Annotated in this window: 14 protein-coding genes; 7 read left to right on the plus strand and 7 right to left on the minus strand. The window is 71.6% G+C overall.

From position 1 onward, the window contains the following. Positions 1-645: a TetR/AcrR family transcriptional regulator gene (locus ACQP2X_RS27460; protein ID WP_498686685.1), complete on the plus strand. Its 645-nt coding sequence runs from the start codon at positions 1-3 to the stop codon at positions 643-645. Here the strand turns inward: ACQP2X_RS27460 and ACQP2X_RS27465 are convergent. Then, positions 596-1,795, minus strand: coding sequence for a flavin monoamine oxidase family protein (locus tag ACQP2X_RS27465; protein WP_498686687.1), 1,200 nt, complete (start codon positions 1,793-1,795; stop codon positions 596-598). The two genes, ACQP2X_RS27460 and ACQP2X_RS27465, sit on opposite strands and share 50 nt — an antisense overlap. A 34-nt stretch (positions 1,796-1,829) precedes the next feature. On the opposite strand from ACQP2X_RS27465, the gene ACQP2X_RS27470 reads away from it, so the two are divergent. Next, positions 1,830-2,786, plus strand: coding sequence for a hypothetical protein (locus ACQP2X_RS27470; protein WP_498686688.1), 957 nt, complete (start codon positions 1,830-1,832; stop codon positions 2,784-2,786). A gap of 13 nt (positions 2,787-2,799) precedes the next feature. Here ACQP2X_RS27470 and ACQP2X_RS27475 read toward each other — a convergent pair whose 3' ends face one another. Genes ACQP2X_RS27475 through ACQP2X_RS27485 form a run of 3 tightly spaced genes read right to left on the minus strand, consistent with a single transcriptional unit; the run spans position 2,800 to position 6,408 of the window. Then, entirely contained in the window at positions 2,800-4,422 is a 1,623-nt protein-coding gene (locus ACQP2X_RS27475) for a hypothetical protein (RefSeq protein ID WP_498686689.1), read from the minus strand. A gap of 60 nt (positions 4,423-4,482) precedes the next feature. Beyond that, a complete protein-coding gene (locus ACQP2X_RS27480; protein ID WP_498686692.1) occupies positions 4,483-4,815 on the minus strand; it encodes a gamma-glutamylcyclotransferase family protein in 333 nt (110 codons plus the stop codon). Beyond that, a complete protein-coding gene (locus tag ACQP2X_RS27485; RefSeq protein ID WP_498686694.1) occupies positions 4,816-6,408 on the minus strand; it encodes an ABC-F family ATP-binding cassette domain-containing protein in 1,593 nt (530 codons plus the stop codon). Between the two features lie 225 nt (positions 6,409-6,633). Between ACQP2X_RS27485 and ACQP2X_RS27490 the strand changes: the two genes are divergently transcribed. After that, the gene (locus ACQP2X_RS27490) at positions 6,634-7,428 is read left to right on the plus strand and encodes a hypothetical protein (RefSeq protein WP_498686696.1); all 795 of its coding nucleotides are present in this window, start codon (positions 6,634-6,636) and stop codon (positions 7,426-7,428) included. Here the strand turns inward: ACQP2X_RS27490 and ACQP2X_RS27495 are convergent. Next, positions 7,419-8,096, minus strand: a complete 678-nt coding sequence (locus ACQP2X_RS27495; RefSeq protein WP_498686698.1) for a GNAT family N-acetyltransferase — start codon at positions 8,094-8,096, stop codon at positions 7,419-7,421. The two genes, ACQP2X_RS27490 and ACQP2X_RS27495, sit on opposite strands and share 10 nt — an antisense overlap. Before the next feature lie 149 nt (positions 8,097-8,245). Here ACQP2X_RS27495 and ACQP2X_RS27500 point away from each other — a divergent pair, with 149 nt between their 5' ends. Next, positions 8,246-8,428 carry a hypothetical protein gene (locus tag ACQP2X_RS27500; protein ID WP_498686700.1) on the plus strand — a complete coding sequence of 61 codons (183 nt, stop codon included), beginning with the start codon at positions 8,246-8,248 and terminating at the stop codon, positions 8,426-8,428. A gap of 8 nt (positions 8,429-8,436) precedes the next feature. Continuing rightward, positions 8,437-9,114 carry a polysaccharide deacetylase family protein gene (locus tag ACQP2X_RS27505; RefSeq protein ID WP_498686702.1) on the plus strand — a complete coding sequence of 226 codons (678 nt, stop codon included), beginning with the start codon at positions 8,437-8,439 and terminating at the stop codon, positions 9,112-9,114. Positions 9,115-9,277: 163 nt separating this feature from the next. Here ACQP2X_RS27505 and ACQP2X_RS27510 read toward each other — a convergent pair whose 3' ends face one another. Then, complete coding sequence (locus ACQP2X_RS27510) at positions 9,278-9,619, minus strand: STAS domain-containing protein (RefSeq protein WP_498686705.1); 342 nt, start codon at positions 9,617-9,619, stop codon at positions 9,278-9,280. Between the two features lie 284 nt (positions 9,620-9,903). Further along, positions 9,904-11,532 carry a sensor histidine kinase gene (locus ACQP2X_RS27515; protein ID WP_498686706.1) on the minus strand — a complete coding sequence of 543 codons (1,629 nt, stop codon included), beginning with the start codon at positions 11,530-11,532 and terminating at the stop codon, positions 9,904-9,906. Positions 11,533-12,335: 803 nt separating this feature from the next. Between ACQP2X_RS27515 and ACQP2X_RS27520 the strand changes: the two genes are divergently transcribed. Continuing rightward, positions 12,336-12,461: a hypothetical protein gene (locus ACQP2X_RS27520; protein ID WP_498686707.1), complete on the plus strand. Its 126-nt coding sequence runs from the start codon at positions 12,336-12,338 to the stop codon at positions 12,459-12,461. Positions 12,462-12,485: 24 nt separating this feature from the next. Then, positions 12,486-13,004, plus strand: coding sequence for a GNAT family N-acetyltransferase (locus ACQP2X_RS27525; protein ID WP_498686708.1), 519 nt, complete (start codon positions 12,486-12,488; stop codon positions 13,002-13,004).

Genomic DNA, 13,004 nt, shown 5'->3' on the forward strand with positions numbered 1-13,004 from the left:
GTGCGGGCACGCCCCTCCCTCAGCCCCGAGCTGATCATCGACGTGGCCAGCCGCCTGGCCGCCACGTCCGGGGCCGAGGCGCTGACCGTGCGCCGCCTCGGCAAGGAGCTGGGCGCCGATCCCACTGCCGTCTACCGTCATTTCCGCGACCGCGACGAGATCGTCCTCGAGGTGGCCGACCGCCTGATCGGGCAGATCATCGAGGAGCTGCCAACCGGCCTGCCGTGGCGCGACCGCCTCGAATGGCTGGGCCGCCAGCTGGTGCGCACCTTCGTCGAACATCCGGCGATCGCCCCGACGGTCGCGATGCGCACGACCCGGCGTCCCGGCGAGTTCCGCACCGTCGAGGTCATTCTGGGCGCGCTGCGCGAGGCCGGGCTCTCCGGGCAGCTCGCGGCGGTGCACCACCGGGTCTTCGCCGACACCTTGCTGTCGTACGCCGGCATGTGCGGCGGCTACGCCGCACTGGAGGAGTCGAGCCGCCGCGGCGACGAGTCCGCCTGGACCCGCGAATATCAGTCCCTGCCGGCGGCCGACTTCCCGAACATCGCCGCCGTCGCCCCGCATTTCGCCTCCGTCGACGACGACGTCGTGCTCACCGGCCTTCTGACGGCTCTGCTGGACACCATCGAGCGGCTTGCCTAGCCGAGAGCACCGCGCCCTCCATCCAGCCCGCCCACTCCGGGGCCAGATCGCCTCCGGCGAAGACCCATCGGCCGTACGGCCTCCAGAAGGCCTTCGACCGTGACCATTGGCCGGGCCGGGAGGCGAGCCAGGTGCCCCGGGCGAACGGATCGGCCGTCCAGTCGTGCCCGAAGACCTCGCTCACCCCGGCCCCTTCGTGGAAGCCGGCCAGCCGCGCGGGATCCCCGACCTCGAAGGCACCGACCAGGACGTCTTCTTTCAAGCCGATGACGTACGCCTCCCGGGGCCCCTCGCCGAACATCACGCTGCCGGCCGGAACGCCCGAGGCCCGCAGCCATTTCTTGTCGGCGCGCCCGGCGTGCCCCTCGGCCGCGAGCGACGCGATCGCGTCCGGTAGCGCGGGCTCGAAGGCGATGCCGGCCAGTACGTTCAGCGGCACGGCGACGACGACGGCGTCCGCCTCGTACGCGGCGTTCTCGGTCGTGACCACGGTGTTCTCCACGGCGATCACCCGCTCGCCGAACCGCACGTCCAGGTCGGCCGCCACGCGCCGGGCCAACTGGTCGGCGCCGCCGCGGACCCGGCGCATCTCACCCAGCAACGCTTCCAGCGGGTCGCCGCCGAAGGCCGCGGTCTCCCGCACCAGGGCCACTGTCGCGTACTGGTCCGGGTCGGCGCCCATCAGGGCGTACGTCAAGGTCGTCAGAACCTGGCGGGCCCGCCCGCCGACGCCGAGCCGGTCGAGGGTCTCGGCGAAGCTTTCGTCGGACATCGGCTCGTACGCCCGGGGGCCCACCTCGATGAGCCGGCGGGCCTCGTCGCGCAGCAGCCGGAGGACCGGCCCGAGCTCGGCCTCGCCGACCGGCAGCTCGGCGAAGTGCTGCCCGTCCAGCAGCCACACCGGGTTCGCCTCGCCGGCCGGTTCGAGCTCGATGCCGTACCGGCCGAACTCGGCCAGCAGCGCCCGGTGCCGCGGGGAGACCCATTCGGCGCCGAGGTCGACGATCTGGCTGGTGCCCGGGAAGGGCGCCGACCAGGTGCGCCCGCCGACGCGGTCGCGGCCTTCCAGGACGATCACCTCCCGCCCGGCGTCACGCAGGTCGCGGGCGGTGAGGAGGCCGGCCAGCCCGGCGCCGATCACGATGATCACGGGCACAGGATGCCGTAAGTCAACGGTGTTGACAATGGCCTGGACGCGACGAGGATGGACGGATGACCACCGCACTCGCATCGATGATCGCCGCCCAGCCGGACGTCGTCTCCGCCCTCGCCGACGAGCCCGTGACCGCCGCCGACCGTCTGGCCGACGCCCGCCGGATCTGGCTCGTCGGCACCGAACCAGCCTGCACGCGGCCGAGCTGGGCGCCGCCGCCCTGGAAACGGCCGGCCGGGACGCCCGCGCCATCGCCGCCAACCGGTTCACCGCGCCCCGCCCCGGCGACGCCGCCATCGTCATCACCCACACCGGGCAGACGGCCCACGCGCTGCGCAGCCGGCAGCTCGTGCTGGACGCCGGACTCCCCCTCGTGTCGATCACCGGCCCCGGCGTGGACTGGCCCGACGCCGTGCGCACCCCGGTCGCCGAGAAGTCCGAGACGTACACGGTCAGCTACACCGCCGCCCTCACCGTCCTGGCCGGCATCGCCCACCGCCTCGGCGCTCCCGGCCTCACCCCTTCGAAGATCAAGGACACCGCCGAGGCCGTACGTCAGGTGATCGCCGACCCGGGCATCGACAGCGTCCCGATCCCCGCCCGCGCCATGGCCATCGTGGGACCGGGCGACTGGTCGGTGACCGCCCGCGAGGGCGCCCTGAAGATCCGCGAAGGCGCCCGCCTGCTCTGCGAGGGCTTCGACCCCGACCGCCTGCTGCACGGCGCCGCCGTCCCCTACGGCTCGTCCGACACGCTGCTGGCCCTGGCCCCGTCCGACGAGCTGACGGCCGGCCTGGCCCACGCCGCCCGCGTCTCCGGCCTGGGCGTCTACGTGCTGCCCGCCCCGGGCGACGGCCTGCTGGCCCAGATCCCGATGACCGTGCGGCTGCAGTTGCTGGCCTTGCGCTTCGCCCGCCAGCGAGGCCAGAACGCCGACGTCGCCATCACCGGCGCCTGGGCCGACCACGCTTTGTGGGAGACGCTCTGAGCCCTGCCGGTGCCTATCCGTCGCGCAGCTCCTCGGTCAGCCGGCCGTCCTCGGCCAGGTCGGCCTCCGTGGCCCGGCCGGCCCGGCGGCGCTGCAAGCGGTGGGCGGCGGCCGCGACTTCGCGTCCGCGCTCCTGCACCCGCCGGCGGCTGTCCTCGGCCCGTTCCCGGGCCTCCCGCATCTTCTGCCCATCACGGTCCCGATCCGCCGGGTCGGCCCGGGCTCCCGGATCCGCCGAGCCCACCTTGTCCACCGAGCCCACCGGGTCCGGCCTGGACCCTACGGCCTCGGCGATCGTCCGCTCCTGCCACGCCAGTTCCTCGGCCGAGCGCGTCTCGTCGCGTTCCCGGTCGCGGGCGATCATCCGGTCCAGCTCGCGCTGGCGGCGGGCCGCCGACTCGTACAACCGGTCGAGCTCCTCGCGGGCCCGGCGGGTCTGCTCCTCGACCTCGGCCCGCACCTGCCGGACCAGGTCACGGGCGGGCTCGTAGGTGGTGCTCTCCAGGATCTCCCGGCCCGCGAGCTGGGTCGCGACCTCCCCGAAGTCGCGCAGCAACCGGTGGAGCCAGCCACCGAGCGCCCGCACCGCGACGTCCCCCCGGTCCGGGTGTTCGGCGGCCGCCTGGGCCAGCAGCCGCGCCGTGGTCAACGCCGGCCCGCTTCCCACCGGCAGGCGGTCCAGGGCCGCGGCGAGCGGTTCGGGCCGCCGGGGCCGGTGCAGCCAGCCGTCCACCCCGCCACCATCGCCGGAAGTCCGGTCACGGGTCTTCTCCTCGCCGCACCTCTCGGCTCGGGTCAGGAAATGCAGTTCGGCGCACTGGCACCACGCCTTGGCCGCGAGCTCGAACTCGGCCGCCGCCCGGGCCGGGTCACCCTCGGCCAGGTGATCGGCGCCGAACTCCTCGTGGACATGGGCCCTGGCCGCCAGAATCGGCGCCGACGGCGGGCCGGCGGCGATCGCGAGGTCGAGCCACCGGCCCGCCCGCAGCAGGTGATCGGGCGCGGTCGGGTCGGCCAGGCTGAGCAGTTCGACCCGGGCCCGCCAGGCGTGCGCCGGCCCGTAAAGACCCCGCGAGGTGTGCACGGCCCGGGCTGTGGCCACCCGTGCCCGTGACCGCCGCCGGCGGTCGCGGCGGCGGCCGGCCACCAATCGGCGGACCGCCCGCTCGGCCACGGCGAGCTGACCTGTGGTGGTCTCGGCCAGCCGCCGCACCAGGACACGGCGCACCCGGAGCACGTCCACCGCGCCGACCACCAACGCCAGCAGCGCGACGCCGCCCAAGGTGATCAGTGCCCAGCCCTGCGGCGTGTCCCACTCGGTCTCCGCCTCGAGGCCGAACGCCACGGCGAGGCCGGCCGCCGCCAAGCCGAGCACCACGTTCATGGCGAGCACCAGGGTGGCCAGGCGGTCGTACCGCGAACTCTCGCAAACCGTCCGTTGCTCGTCGAACCAGTCGGTGTCGAGGGGCTTGCCGTCGCGGCGGGCAGTGGCCAGCAGCTCGTCCAGCACGAGCGCGCGGTCCACCGCCCGGCCGGTCTCCCGGTGCACCCGTGTGGTCAGGAACGTCGTGGAGAACACCGTCGCCGCGACCAGCGTCGACAGGGTGGGCATGGCGACCGGGGACAGCGGCTCCACGGGCCCACGGTAACCGTGGACCCGGCCGCCGTGACTCCCCGGTTCGACCAGTGTTGGCCGTCAGGCGGCTACATAGACCCAGGCGGTTCCGCCCGAGGCCAGCGGCGCCGCCACCCGTCGGTAATCGTCCACCTCGTACTCGTCGGCTCTGTCCACCTCGGCCTCGGTCACCTCGAACACCGCGCCGTCCACACCGTCGGCCGGATCGCCGGTGGCGACCAGGATGGGATGGTGCGCCTGACCGCTGACCTCCAGGACGTGCGGGTCGGTGATCTCGACCGATTCCAGGCGGAAGCCCGTGACACGGTCGGCGCGGCCGTTCAGCTCACGCCCGAAGGTGGAGCGCTGCACGGCCGGGTCGCGCAATGTTCCGTACGAGAAGAGCAGTGGCATTTAACCCCGATCCTCGGTGAGGCGGCCGCCGGCCAGGCGCAGGCGGCGGTTGACGCCGATCTCGGCCAGGAACCGCTCGTCGTGGCTGACCACCACGAACGCGCCCTGATAGGCGGTCAGCGCGCTCTCGAGCTGGCCCACGCTGACCAGGTCGAGGTTGTTCGTCGGCTCGTCGAGCAACAGCAACTGCGGTGCCGGTTCGGCGAACAGGATGCAGGCCAGTGTGGCGCGCAGCCGCTCCCCGCCGGAAAGCACCCCGACCGGCAGATGGGCCCGGGCGCCGCGGAACAGGAACCGGGCCAGCAGGTTCATCCGCTCGGCGTCGGTGAGCGCGGGCGCGAACCGGCCCAGGTTGTCGGCGACCGTCCGGCTCTCGTCGAGCAGGTCGAGCCGCTGCGAGAGATAGGCCGTGGTGACCGCCGCGCTCTGCCTGATCTCGCGCATCAGCGTCGACTTGCCGGCACCGTTGTCGCCGATCAGCGCGATGCGCTCCGGGCCGCGGATCGTGAGATCGACACCTTCGAAGATCAACTTATTGCCGTACGCCGCCCGCATGCCGTCCGCCTCGAACACCGTCTTCCCGGCCGGGACGTTGGTGCCGGGCAGCTCCAGCGCGATCCGGTCCTCCTGGCGGGCGGCCCGGCTGGCCTGGTCGAGCCGGGCCTGCGCGTCACCGACCCGGCTGGCGTGCGTCTCGGCCTGCTTGGCCGCCGAGACCTGGGCGTCGCGCTTGAGGTTGCCGGCCACGATGCGGGCCAGGCCGGCGTCGGCCAGGTTGCGGCTGGCGTTCGAGGCCCGGCGCCGCGCCCTTTCCCGGGCCTGCTGCATCTCGCGCTTCTGCCGCTTCAGGTCGGCCTCGGCGTTGCGGACCTGCCGCTCGGCCACCTCCCGCTCGTTGCGGACGGCCTCCTCGTACTCGGTGAACGTGCCGCCGTACCAGCGCACCTCGCCCTGCGGTTCGAGGGCGGCGATGCGGTCCATCTCGTCGAGCAGCTCCCGGTCGTGGCTGACCACCAGGAGGCACCCCGACCAGGTGCGCAACACCTCGATGAGGCGGTCGCGGCCGGTCCGGTCGAGGTTGTTGGTCGGCTCGTCCAGCAGCAGCACGTCGGGGCGTTTGAGCAGCTGGGCGGCGAGCCCGAGGGAGATGACCTGACCGCCGCTGAGCGTGGCCAGGCGCCGGTCGAGGGTGACGTCGCCCAGCCCGAGCCGGTCGAGCTCGGCCCGGGTGCGCTCCTCGACGTCCCAGTCGTTGCCGACGACGGTGAAGTTCTCCTCGTCGGCGTCGCCGCTCTCGATGGCGAGCAGCGCGGCGATGATCCGGTCGACGCCGAGCGCCTGGGCGACGGTCTGCTCCTGCGCGAACGGCAGGTCCTGGGGCAGGTAGCCCAGCACCCCGTCGACGTGCACGCTGCCGCCGGTCGGCTTCAGGTCGCCGGCGATCAGCTTGAGCAGCGTCGACTTGCCGGCCCCGTTGGAGGCGACCAGACCCGTGCGCCCACCCGGCACGGAGAAGGAGAGGTCGTCGAAGACCGGGGTGTCATCCGGCCAGGAAAAGGACAGGGAGGAACAAACGATGTAACCATCGGACATTTTGCGAATCCCAAAGATCGCGGGCTCTCACGGGAGTCCCGGCGGCGAACGAAGGCACGACAACAGAGGCCGCGGCAACGGCGCGTGGTGTCACGCGCGCCTGCGGCCCGCCGGGAAACTCACCCGGAGATGTCGTCCTCGCCAGCCATGCGCAGAAGCTTAGCGCGCCCGGCCCGCTGTGCGCCGTTACAAAACCCACATGAACCCCTGGAACTATCGAGCACCGTGGAGCTCTTCGAGGCGAGTCGCTACCGCTATGTCTTTCCGCCGGACGGGGACGGCGTCTTCTGCGTCGGGAACGTCGGTGAATGCGACGGAGAGGCGCGCATTCCCTGGAACGGGTCGCCTTCCGAGCCGGCCCTCGTGCGGGCGCTCGACGTCGCGCCGAGCGCGGCGCAACTCCGCCGGCCCCGACTGCCCGAATGGCTCGGGGATCTGCCGCGTCTGGAGTCGCTGACGGTGCCGGCGGCGCTAATCGGGCTGCTGGGTGACGGCGTGCCGCGGACGCTTGTCATTCACGGCGAGGGAGAAACGCCGGTCGCTCTGCCCGGCCACGTTCGGGGCATTCTGTACGTGGGGTCCGACCTGTCCCGCGTCGTCGATCCCCTGCCGCCCCTGGAATTTCTGCGCACCGAGATCGACGGCCTCGAAGGACCACGCGAACAGCTTCGGGCGCTGAGCACGCTGCGGCATCTGGAACTGGTCGGCGTCCGCAACGACGACGTGCTGGCCGACATCCGGTCACCGCTGGAAACGCTCGAAATCGCCGGCAGCGGGCGCCGGTTCTCGATGGCCGGGCTGCCGCCCAGCCTGAAAGTGCTCCGGCTCAACGGCATCCGCGCCGAGATCGACTGCGCGCTGCTGGCCGGGTTCGACGAGCTCGACGTCCTGAACAGCCGCAAGTTCGCCAACCTGGACGCGATCCTGGGCATCCCCCGGGTGCGCTTCGTCAACTGCGGCAATCCGTTCCGGGGGCGGCCCGAGTTCCGCGAGCGGGGATTCGACGTCGACTATGCCTGAGGGCGCTCGTACTGGTGGAAATTGACCGGGCGCCGGACGCTGAAACCGAGCTTCTCGTACAGGCGGATCGCGTTGGTGTTGCCCACCCCGGCGTGCAGGAACGCCGTGTCGCCGCGCTCGGCGATGCCGGCGGCGACGGCGCTGACCAGGCGGCCGGCGAAGCCGTGGCCGCGGTGGGCGGGATCGGTGCAGACGGCGCTGACCTCGGTGAATCCGGGTAGGCGCATGCGCTCGCCGGCCATCGCGACGAGCTTGCCGTCGCGGCGGATGCCCAGATAGCGGCCGAGTTCGACGGTGCGCGGGCCGAACGGCCCCGGGCGGGTCAGGGCGACCAGGTCGAGCATCTCCGGGACGTCGTCGACGGTGAGCACCAGCGCGTCGGGGTCGGCTTCCGGGCGTACATGGGAACCGACAAGCTGGACGCCCCGGTTGATGGACGTGACCGCCCAGCCGGCCGGAGGTTCGTCCGGGCCCGCCGGCAGAAGGACCGGGCCGGCGTCGCCCGTCAGCGCGGCCAGATCGTTCCAGGCGGCCGGATCGGCGGCGTCGGCCAGCCCGTGAAAGGGCGAGACACCCGTGGCGAAACGGGCCGCCCGGCCCTTCGTCTCCGCGAATCCGGCCTGAAGACCCGACAGAGCGCCCCACACCGGGTTGTCCAAGATCGTCATGCGTTCTGGATTAGCACGAATCGCACCGCAAACGGAAAGTGAGGTCGGACACGACCGGCCCCGGAACAGTCACTCGACCGATGCCCGCGAACACCCACCGGACGCACGCTCAGGACGGCAACCGGCCGTGCGCACAGGTGGGGGCACCGATGTCGTACATCCCTGAGTTCCACGACGACTCCGACAAGTCCGAACTGGACATCCTGGCGGAGGCGATTCTCGACGCCCTTCGCGCGGGAGTGCTCAGCGAGAAGTCACCGAGCATCCACCGGCCCGAATCCACCGTCGCGTTCGAACCCGGTCTGCCGCCCTCCGAATCACTCCTCAACTAGGTCGGTGCATGAAGCTCACAAGGAACCTGGCCGCCGGATTCGCGTTCGCCTCACTGCTGGCGTCCGGCATCGCCGTCTCGCCGTCCTCCCCGGCCCAGGCGGCCCCAGTCGAAATCATCCAGGTCGCCGCCGCCAAGAAGACCGTCGCGCTCACCTTCGACGACGGCCCGTCCAAGTACACGCCGCAGATCCTCGACATTTTGAAGCGCAACAATGTCAAGGCGACGTTCTGCATGCTCGGAAACAACGTCGGCCCGTACGCGGCGACCGCCCGCCGCGTCGTCCGCGAAGGCCACCGGCTCTGCAACCACAGCCGCAGCCACCCGAACTTCACGAAGCTGTCGAACGCGGCCGCCAAGAGCCAGATCACCTGGACCCAGAACAAGATCTACAGCGTGACGAAGGTCAAGCCCAAGGTCTTCCGTTTCCCGTACGGCGCCAGCAACTCCCGCACGCGCACGGTGGTCCGCAACCAGAATCTGCGCATCCTGGGCTGGACCGTGGACACGCGTGACTGGTCCCGCCCCGGCACGTCGACCATCACGAGCCGCGCCGTGAAGGGCGCCCGCAACGGCGCCGTCATCCTGATGCACGACGGCGGCGGCAACCGCAGCCAGACGGTGGCGTCGCTGAACGCCACCATCAAGCAGCTCAAGGCCAAGGGTTACACGTTCGTCCTGGCCTGAGCCCCTGAAGAGGTGGCCGCCGTCCCCAGCCCGGACGGCGGCCACCTGTTGCTCACCCACGGGTGCACGAAGCCGGCGCCCACACCCCGGCCCCAGCCTTCGCCCGAGCCGACGAGGTCGGCCGCCGGCGGCCCCACCGCCGCCGGCGTTCCGTTGCGCGGTCTCAGTCGGGAAGGCCGAACAGGCCGGCAACACCGCAGATTCCCAGCACCTCCGTGACCCGCGGCCCGGCGCGCTCGATCAGGACCCGGCTGCCCAGCGTATCGGCGTCGGCATGGCAGCGCACCAGGGTGTGCACGCCGGCGGAGCCGAAGAACGTCACCTCGCTGAGATCGAGCGCGAGCAGGTCGGGACGCTGCAGCAACACGTCGGAGAGCACGCCGTCCAGGGCCGGGGAGGTTGCCATGTCGATGTCCCCGGCGACATGAACCACCACGTCGTTGTCTCCACGAACGTTGACCGCCAGGACCAACTGCTCGGGGCCGGGATCGGGTGGGAACGTCATGGCGTACCTCTGGCTGCATCATCAACGTGTCGCCGGTTTCTGCTGGCCGACGTCGACCGGCGGCGGCGCCAGGTCCGCGGCCGTCTGGTGGCGGGCCGCCGAACCCGACCTGGTGCGAATGAGGCACGTTAACGCCGATCCGCCGGCGGATGCCACGGCCGGCGGCGCATATGCGAGGTTTCTCCGGGCTGGTCCCCGCGCGGGTATGACTCCCACGACCCGAGGCGAGAAGCCACCCAGCGGAGGCCGTGCGCGGTTCGGCATGGATGCGGTGGCATCGGCTGTCAGGGCCCGATGGCGGGTTTGCTGCGGGGCAGCCGGATGGTGAAGGTGGAGCCGGGCCCGGCGGTGTCGGCCAGGGTGATGCTGCCGTGGTGGCGTTCGATGATGGTGCGGGTGATGACCAGACCGAGGCCGGTGCCCGGGATGCGGCGGTCGAGGGCGGTGGACGCGCGGTAGAAGCGGCGGAACAGGTGCGGCCGGTCGGCGGCCGGGATGCCGATGCCGGTGTCGGCGACCGTCCACGTCACCGCGTCGGCCTGGTCGTCGCTGTCGGCGGTGACGGTGATCGTGCCGCCGGCCGGGGTGTATTTGATGGCGTTCGAGAGCAGGTTGTCGGCGACCTGCCGCAGCCGGTCCGGGTCCGCGTACAGCGGCAGCCAGGCGGGCAGGTCCGCGCGGACGGTGAGGTTCTTGTCGAGCGCGGCCCGCCGCTGGGCGTCGAGGGCCTCACCGATGATGACGCTCAGGTCGGTCTCGGCCGGGTCGATGGCGACCTGCCCCGCCTCCAGACGAGCCAGATCCAACAGGTCGGCGGCGATTACGCTGAGCCGGTGCGCGTTACGGCCGATGATCCGCAACTGTTCGCGCTGCTCAGCGACGGTCAGCGTTTCCAGGTCCTCGTCCATCAGCGCGGTCGCGGCGGTGATGACCGACAACGGATTGCGCAGCTCGTGGGTGACCAGGGCCAGGAACTCGTCTTTGGTCCGGGCCAGTTCGACGGTCAGTTCCTCCGCCCGCCGGCGTTCGAGATATTGCCCGACCTGGGCGGCGATGCCGGACAGCAAAGCGATCAGAGTGTCCTCGGGGTCCTCGATCCGGTCGCCGTAGACACACAGCGCGCCGAGGGTGTGCCCGCCGCTGGCCACCGGCACCCCGACCGCGACGTGCAGGCCGATGCGGGCGGCGGCGCGGCTGCGAAACGAGCGCAGGTCGGCGGCCAGATCCGGGATCCAGTCGGGGCCGGCCTGGGCGTACACCCGGCCCGGCAGTCCCACACCGGGTTCTAGTTCGTTGACCCCGAAATCGCCCAGGCGGCGCCGGTCGCGCACGTGCCGGGCCGTGCAGACGATCAGCTGGCGGGCGTCGTCGGCCAGCCACAGCTCGGCCACGGGCCAGCCCATCTGCACCCCGAGCGCCTCGGCCACCCGGGCCCCGGCGACGTCGCTGGAGGCGGCTTCGGCCAGGCCGCGGGAGACGGCGGCTTCGACGGCGGCGAACCGGGAGACCCGCTGCGCGATCGTCACGTCCTGCACGAAGGCGTGGAACAGCCGCCCACCGGGTTCGTCGGTCGCGGTAACGGTCAGCTCGACCGGGAACTCGTGGCCGTCCCGGTGCATCGCGTTGACCTGCATGTGCTGGCCTAGGATCGGGCTCGGCCCGCCGGCCGCGCTGCGCGCCAGCCCCTGCTGATGCGCGGCCCGCAGCTCGGCGGGAATGATCAGGCCGGCCAGCAGGCGCCCGCAGGTCTGCTCGCGGGTGTAGCCGAACATCGCCTCGGCGGCCGGGTTCCAGGCCACCACATAGCCGGCTTCGTCGATCGCGACGTAGGCATGCGGCGCGCCGGCGAGCACCCGGTGCGCGTCGTGCAGCGCCCGGTCGCCGCAACTGACCTGGCCCCGCGCCGGCTCCATGAGACTCCCCCAGGGTGTGCGTGAGCACGATCCGCCACCGGGGCCCGGCGGGACGACGTTCGGGATCACACTAGCTCCGGGCGCCGAATCACACGGGCCAATCCCGCAAATGAGACGCCGCGATTCGAGCCGCCACGGCAGCCTGAACACGCCGACGTCACCCGACGGATCGCGGGCCACCGGTCTTCGAGGTGCAGTCCCCTGCCTCGTCGGGCCCGACTTCTGCCGCCACGAAACTCGCACACTCTGCGCAGCCGCTGGAGCGAATGGCTCGTAGCTCAAGACCTTGTCGCGTCGGCGTAGTGCGCCTGCGACGTCACCTTCGCTGATGTCTTGGCCTATAGCGCCCGCTTGGCTGGCGAGGTCGGCTGCGGCCAGAGGTACGGCGAGGATGCCGCCGATGGCACCGGTTGCGGCGGCGTCGATGAAGTCGGTGGCGCTGTGGATGTCGCCGTTGAGTCCGCTGGTGACGAGGTTGCCGACGGCGCCACTGAGGGCCATGCAGCCGAGAGTTCCGGCGCCGGCGGTTACTGCTTCGCAGGCTACGAAGGTGCCGATGCCTGCGGCGGCGCCGGCGAAGGTGTTGGCGTTGTCGGCGACCCAGTCGGTGGCGCGTTCCCACCAGTGTTTCACCAGGAGCGGGTCGGGGCTGATGAACCGTCCCAGCACCGGGTCGTATTTGCGGGCGCCGGTGTCGGTGTAACCCGTGTCGAGGTTTTTCAGGGCTCCCAGGTAGCCGCGGGTCATGTCCGGCCAGCCGGTGGTGTTGGCGTTTGCCCGGTCCTCGCCGTACGGATCCGCGGATGCTCGCCCTCCTCGAGGAGCGCGGCATCACCTTCCACATCGCCGGGACCCGCGAGGCCGTACGCCTCTACAACGATCTGATCCCCCACCACCCGGTCGGCGGCCTGTTCCACTCGACCTGCTGATCCGCGGTTCCTTATGGTCACCGCATGAGGATCACGCTGCGAGCTCTGACGGACGCGGATGTCGCGGCGCACAACGCCGGTGAGGACGAGCAGACCGTTCGCTGGCTGGTCGGCGCTTACAGCTCGGCCGAGACGACGGCCGCGCACTTCGGCCGCCTGGCCGCCAACGCTCGCGCGGAGCGCGGCAAGCGAGGCTTCGGCGTGTGCCTCGATGACCGCCTCGCCGGATACGTCGACTGCGACCCGGAGGTCACGGACGGCCTGGAGCCCGGCGACGTCAACATCAGCTACGCCGTCCACCCGTGGGCGCGCGGGCGCGGAGTCGCGAGTGAAGCCGTACATCTGATCCTCGAATTCATCCGCGAGAATCGCATCGGGACACGCGCCGCCCTCCGAGTCGACCCCGGCAACGTCGCCTCCAACCGCGTCGCTGAGAAGAGCGGCTTCGTCTACGTCCGTGACTTCACGTCCGGCACGGACAAACACCCCGATGGGACCGCGGCAGTGCTACGGCTCTACGTGCACGACGTGACCTCTTCGTGA

Origin of the sequence: Actinoplanes sp. CA-131856 (assembly GCF_050956135.1) — a bacterium.
In the GTDB taxonomy this organism is placed as follows: Bacteria; Actinomycetota; Actinomycetes; order Mycobacteriales; family Micromonosporaceae; genus Actinoplanes.